General features: G+C 59.2%; 7 protein-coding genes. All 7 read right to left on the reverse strand.

What is annotated here, in order from left to right; translation table 11 throughout:
- A partial coding sequence (locus tag JNN07_09830) for a hypothetical protein (GenBank protein ID MBL9168028.1) occupies positions 1-593 on the reverse strand: 593 nt, incomplete at its 3' end.
- A gap of 6 nt (positions 594-599) precedes the next feature.
- Positions 600-1400, reverse strand: coding sequence for a DUF4141 domain-containing protein (locus JNN07_09835; GenBank protein ID MBL9168029.1), 801 nt, complete (start codon positions 1398-1400; stop codon positions 600-602).
- A gap of 14 nt (positions 1401-1414) precedes the next feature.
- Positions 1415-1837, reverse strand: a complete 423-nt coding sequence (locus JNN07_09840; GenBank protein ID MBL9168030.1) for a hypothetical protein — start codon at positions 1835-1837, stop codon at positions 1415-1417.
- Complete coding sequence (locus JNN07_09845; protein MBL9168031.1) at positions 1834-4611, reverse strand: TraC family protein; 2778 nt, start codon at positions 4609-4611, stop codon at positions 1834-1836. The genes JNN07_09840 and JNN07_09845 overlap by 4 nt, the downstream gene beginning before the upstream one ends.
- Positions 4612-4614: 3 nt before the next feature.
- Entirely contained in the window at positions 4615-4884 is a 270-nt protein-coding gene (locus JNN07_09850) for a hypothetical protein (protein MBL9168032.1), read from the reverse strand.
- 28 nt (positions 4885-4912) lie between these two features.
- Positions 4913-5512, reverse strand: a complete 600-nt coding sequence (locus tag JNN07_09855; protein MBL9168033.1) for a hypothetical protein — start codon at positions 5510-5512, stop codon at positions 4913-4915.
- Between the two features lie 3 nt (positions 5513-5515).
- The gene (locus JNN07_09860) at positions 5516-5857 is read right to left on the reverse strand and encodes a hypothetical protein (GenBank protein ID MBL9168034.1); all 342 of its coding nucleotides are present in this window, start codon (positions 5855-5857) and stop codon (positions 5516-5518) included.
- Positions 5858-5872 lie beyond the last annotated feature (15 nt).

Raw genomic sequence — 5872 nt, forward strand, 5'->3', positions numbered from 1 at the left:
ACCAACGCCGCGACGGCCCAGCCCAGCGGCCAGAGCAGCACGCCGACCAAGTTCATCAGGTAGCGAGTCCCCACACCGCGCATGGCTTGAATGGCCATGAAGCCGATGAGCAGCGGGGACAGAGCATAGCCAAGATGCAGAATCACTTTCTGGAACACGTAGGCCCAGAACAGGAGCAACGACGCGGCCTGGCCGACGAGTATGAGCAGCCCGGAAATCAGAATCTCGACGGTGAACCCGTTGAAGTCCGAGAGAATGTCCCACCAGGAACGGTCTGCCGCATTGTCGCGTTTGATGACGAGCAGTTTGTTATACTGATCCTGCACATCCGCCGGGTTCACCCCCAGACCGTCGAGGATGGAGGTCTTCACCGTGTCCTGAAGCTGGTTGCCCCACGCGGGCAGGAACACGAGCAGCGCCGTGAGGATGAGCAGTCGCACCATGAACATCGTCATGCTCTTGGGCGTGAAACCGTGCGTGACGCGCAGAATCACGCCCACGATGAACAGCATGAAGGCCACGACGAGCAGCAGGTCGTGCAGGTCGGCGCACTTCTGCAAGAACGTGGGGAAGATGCTCTCGAACGAGGCCATAATCGGTTACTTGATGGGGAATTTCGCCGGGTCCGTGAGGAGACGAAACGTCTGGCCGTATTTCTCCACGGCTTCGGTGTACTCCGCGTGTTGCTGCTCCTTGCGCGCTTGAAGCTGGCGCTGGGCGTCGGCGCGGTTCGCAATGTCCTGCACGACGGCGGACGCGGTGGCCTGGCTGACTTCGTGATCGGTGCTTTCCAACGCGGCGGAGAGTCCAATGAGGACGCCGGTCAACTTTTGCACCTCTGCATCCGACTTCGCCGCCTTGAGCTGCTCGGTGGTCGCGGCGATTTGTTGCTTCAACGCGACGCGACGCGCGGTCGCGTCGGTTAAAACGGCAAGATAGTTATCCGTCGTTTTCTGGACGGCGGCGACAGGCAGATATTCCGCTTCCTGCCGCTTCACCTTTTGACCGCCGGGCGTGGTGAATTCTTTGCCGACGCTGCGGAACAAACCGTTCGCGTCGTAGAGCATGGCTTGTCCGGCATCGACGGCGCCTTCCAGCGTGGTGAGCGTCTGGCCGACTTCCGTTTTCTTGAGATCGTTGACAAGCGGCGTGATGGTCGCGACGACAACACGACCGGGGTCACCGAACAGATCTTCGTAGTGCTTGAACTCGTTCAATTGGTCGGTGAGCTGCTGGATTTGCCGAACCTGGTTGTTAATCTGTGTGACCATTTGCGCGACTTCCTGCGCGGTATTGATGACTGACTGAACCGTGTTGGCCGGGTCATAAACGACCCACTGTGCCCGCGCTGAGAACGCGATGCTCAATGTGATCAGTGTGAGTACGATGATTCTTTTCATGGTGTTTCCTTTCTCTACTCTTCGATGCGGAGTTGTTTGGTGGTGGATTTGAAGATGACGCCATCAATGCGTTGTTCGGGGAGCGTCACTTCAAAAAGACGGACGTTGTCCGTGCGGTTGCGGGCGCGCTGCATGGACACGTAAAGCCAGTATTGCTGTCTCACCGCATCGCTGCGGCCCTTCTCGTAGCCGGTCAGGTAGGCTTTCTCAGACTGCTTCTTCGCAGCAAAGTGAAGCCCCTCGCTGATAAGCACGCCACCCGCCGCGCCGGCGGCAGTGGCCACGGGATTTCCATCAGACAGTTCGTGGCCGAGGTACGCGCCGCCCGCACCCAGCACGGTGTCACCGAGCGGACGCGTGGCGGCGCAACCAACGATGAGCGATGCGGCAGCCGCAAGGGGAACGAAACGGGCGAGTAGGAGGACGGGAGTTTTCATAGACGGGAAGTGGTGAGTTCTTGGGTGAGTTTGGAAGGACGGTTGGCGTGGGCGATGATTCCTTCGACGATGCTGGTGCTCGCCCGCAGCTCGCGGGCGCGTTTGTCGAAGTGCTCGCCGCTGGATGACGAGCAGTAGAGCAGTTCAGGAGAGCCGACGTTATGGACGGTTCCGCACAGGTTACGCGTCGAGTCGGTGTGCAGGTACGTGAAGGGCGAATACTTCTGCCCCGCTTGATGGTCGGGCAGCGGGTAGTTCAGAATCGCGTGCTGCGTGACCTCGGGCAGTGAAATGTCCTTGCCCATGTCGTCCAGGTCAGCGCGGTCGTTCTGCCGCATGATGAAGAACTGGCGGCTGTTCCCGAACACGGCGGAACGGATGCGCGACTGTTTGAACCGCGCGTATTGCTGAACAATGGAGATGTTCCAGCAATTGAACTTCCGAAGCTGGGCGTAGCTTTCCTGCACGATTTCCTGTCCGCCGGGGATGTCGAGGAAGCGGGCGACTTCCTCATAGACGTTCCGTTTCCGAATCGCGCGCGGCAACGTCATGATGTGCTTGCGCGCGTGGTTCGTGATGAGGAAGCCGGCCGCAGCCTTCAGCTCCTTCGCCGATTCGGGGATGTAGCCCAGCTCGAAGTGGGCAATCTTGCCGGTGAGCGAGAGGTTGCTCGTGCCGTCGAACAGGCAGCCGTAGTTGCCATCGCGACACCACGGCAGGAGCAGCGTGGCAATCTCCATGATTTGATCACGCTCCGCGCCCATCGGGTCGAGCATCATCAATTCCTGAAGCATCCGATGGGTCGGGAAATCGCCCGGCGCGAAATGGGCGAAAGCAAGATTGCGGACTTCCTTGCTGGTCTTGGGGTCTTTCAGGAATTTCAGGACGGTCCCCTCATCGAAATGGGCGAGGCAATCCTGCCCCCACTCGTTGAAGGTGAATCCTGCCTGGGACGGTATGGGTCCAGATCCCGACTGGTCGCGGAAGTCCGCAAAAGTTTCGAGGGTCGTCGCGCCGGGCGGCATCCGTTCGGCGCGGAATTTCTGCAACGCCAGCGCGTGGCGCGCGATGTGGAACAACTCATCGTGCCGCTTCTTCTGCCAGTCTTGAAACGAGTCCTCGTAAAGCAGGTTGATGTACTTGGCGATCTGCGCCTGGCGGAGCATCTGTTTGTCCTCCTGCGAACTGGTGCCAATCATGCGCGCGACCAGCGCGGTCGCGGCGGAGAGATGGTCGGGCGTGAGCGGAAGCCCTTTGGTATCGAGATAATTGATCGTCAGGTCGCCATCGGGATGAATGATGATGGGACGCGCGTCCTCGTCCACGGTCTGCGTGTAGATGCCGTAGCTGAGTCCTTCCTCGATGATCACGGTGTAGCCGAAGTAACCCTCGGTTTGCGTGAGCAGGTCGCAGACGGTGACGGACTTTCCCGCGCCGGACATGCCGAGCAGCACTGCGTGTTGCGGTGACTTGTTTTCATCCTGGCCGGAAAAGGTTTCGATGCCGATAAGGTTGCTGCCCGGCCCTTCATAGATGGCTTCGGCGGTGGCCAGGTGTCCCGTGAACGTGCTCGTCACCGGCAGCATGTCGGCGAGGTAACGATGTTCGGCGTAGAGTTTGCGGTGGTCGTAGCGGCCCCATGTCCAGCCGGGCCAGGTCTGGAAGAACAGGTTCTTCGACGTGCTGGCCAGGTTACTCTCGAAGTACTGAGCTGTATTCATCGAGTTTACCGCGTTCTTGATCGCCCCAGCCTTGGCATTTAGGCCGTCCTTCGTCTTGTCCCACACGCGAATCACAAACATGGCGTGAAACGGAATGGTCTGGCCCTGCATCAACGCGTGGATTTTCTTCTGCTTCTTCTCCATCACCGTGAGCAGTGAAATCTTCTTCTCGCTGGCGTAGTCACCGGCCACGCGGTCGTGCTCCTTTTCCTCCTTGTTGATTTCCCGCGTGATGGGGAGCGGGTCCACGTTGACCGTGATGGTGTAAACAAGGAGCTGGAGATTGGTGAGGCGCTGGATGATTCCCGGATAGGTCGTGCGCGGCCAGCGGGTCAGGACGATGAGCGCATGATAGTGCCCATCCATGAAGAAACCGGAATCGGATTGAGCGTTGCCTTCCGAGTGCCAGCAGTTTTCTTGAATCGAAAGCTCCGGCTCGAATCCATCAGCGATGTCGTAGTCGAACCGTTCATTGAGCGACGGATTGAGGAACTGCTTGTAGTGACGGAAATGGTCGCGGTTGCCCATCGGCAGAACACGGCTGCCGGCGGACGCGAAAATTTCGAGCAGCAACCGATGAACGTGCTCGAACTCGGTCTGAAGCTGGTCGAGCAGTGTGTTGTAGTAATCGCGACGCGCGCCTGCCGTCTGAAAACTGTTGGTCGCACTGTCCAACGAGCGAGAGATGTAGAAGATGACCCGCTGCCGCCGAAGCCGCCGTTCGGACATGGCCTGCCAGTAGCGCGTGAAGCGTTCGTTGCGGGCGCGTTTCGTCCAGACGTTGGAAAAGCGTTCCGTCTCCTGCTGGTACCTGAGCAGTTCCCCCTTGTAGTCGGAATCGCAGAAGTACTGCACTTGAAGCCGCTGGTTCTCGTGGAGTGAGGCCAGCAGGAGACAGAGTTGTTCTTGGAAATCGTTCAGGTCGGCGATGGGGCTGTTTGTCAGGTCAGGAGCCTCGAAGACGAAACCCTTCGCCACGTAGCCGCCGCGCCGCAGATGGTTGAAGACCACCAAATCGCGGACTAAGAAACCGTTGGGTGCGCGCTCGAACATAGGTCAGACGTGAATGGATTTCACAACAACACCGGGCGGCGGTTGCCGGTGAACTTTCGCCAGGATTTGCTCCACCTTTTCCAAATCGCCGACGAGCCGCTGAACGGATCGGGCCTTGCCGATCTCGTTGGTCGCGACATAAGCCTCCGAGGTGTGGTTCAGCGCCCGCTCCATGTGGGTGCGCGCCGTCGGGTCGAGGTCGTGGCGGTGAAGATTTTCGCGTAGCGCCGATTCCGCGTCCCTCAGTTGATCAAGGATTCGTTGATTGCTCATAATCAGAATGGTGTTGCGAGCCTTTGGTTCAGAGACGAATTTTGATTGGGACGATGCCTTGCTCTGAGCGATGCCTGAGCTTGTTGAACAGCAGTTCCACCTTTTCCAAATGCTCGACCAACTGATGCACCGTCCTCGCTCTTCCGGCTCCATTAACGGCGATGTAACTCTCGTGGACATGGCTCAAGCCCCGCTCCATGTGCGCCCGGACGGTTTCGCTCACGCAGTGCATGTGGAGGTTCGAGCGCAGGCCAGCTTCCGCCTTTTCCAAGTTGTCGAGGTGCTGGTGACGAGCTTGCCCCGTCATCGTCGTCCCGTCCGCCGCCGCTTGATCGACCGGTTTCGTTTCACCAGCTTTCCTCTCGTCGGGACAGAATTGCTGAACCGATCTTTGAAGAACCTGATGAAGCCGCCGTGCAAACACATCGTGTTCCTGCACGACTTCCATCACTGTCCGGCCGTGGCCGCTCTTGAAGGCAGACGCCGCCTCCCGAGTATGCGCGAGCGCAATCTCCATGTGGGCGCGGGCAGTTCCATCGAGTCCTGGTGCGGCCAGGTTCTCGCGCAAGACGTGCTCCGTCTGGTCGAGATTCCTGAGCATTTCTCGCTGTTGTTCCTCGGGTGTCATGGGTCAGGTTCCTGAAACGGGATGTTTGGGAAGGCGGACGCGGTCGGCTTCGGGGCCGAAGCCGCGTCCGCTCAGGACGTATTGGAGACAGTCGCGGTCGTAACCGGGAGGTTTGCCTTGGCGCAGGCCAAAGATGTAGGCGAGGCAAAGCATCATCGGCACGACCGCGACCACGAATGACGCGAACAACGTGGCTTTGAAGCCCAGAAACATGAGGAAGAACAGCGTGATGCCTGCGCCGACGCCTCCCACGAGATACCAGAAGAGATTTCCCTCCAGCCCCCAGGTGCGGCCCTTGGAATCGGAGGCCGCGTTGGTGTCGGTGAAGCGAAGCTCGGTCCTCATGCCTGGTTGCGGTTA

Source organism: Verrucomicrobiales bacterium, assembly GCA_016793885.1.
Taxonomy (GTDB): Bacteria; Verrucomicrobiota; Verrucomicrobiia; order Limisphaerales; family UBA11320; genus UBA11320.

Coding starts and splice junctions, on each gene's coding strand:
- JNN07_09835 (MBL9168029.1), bottom strand. CDS start 1,400: ATGAAAAGAATCATCGTACTCACACTGATCACATTGAGCATCGCGTTC.
- JNN07_09840 (MBL9168030.1), bottom strand. CDS start 1,837: ATGAAAACTCCCGTCCTCCTACTCGCCCGTTTCGTTCCCCTTGCGGCT.
- JNN07_09845 (MBL9168031.1), bottom strand. CDS start 4,611: ATGTTCGAGCGCGCACCCAACGGTTTCTTAGTCCGCGATTTGGTGGTC.
- JNN07_09850 (MBL9168032.1), bottom strand. CDS start 4,884: ATGAGCAATCAACGAATCCTTGATCAACTGAGGGACGCGGAATCGGCG.
- JNN07_09855 (MBL9168033.1), bottom strand. CDS start 5,512: ATGACACCCGAGGAACAACAGCGAGAAATGCTCAGGAATCTCGACCAG.
- JNN07_09860 (MBL9168034.1), bottom strand. CDS start 5,857: ATGAGGACCGAGCTTCGCTTCACCGACACCAACGCGGCCTCCGATTCC.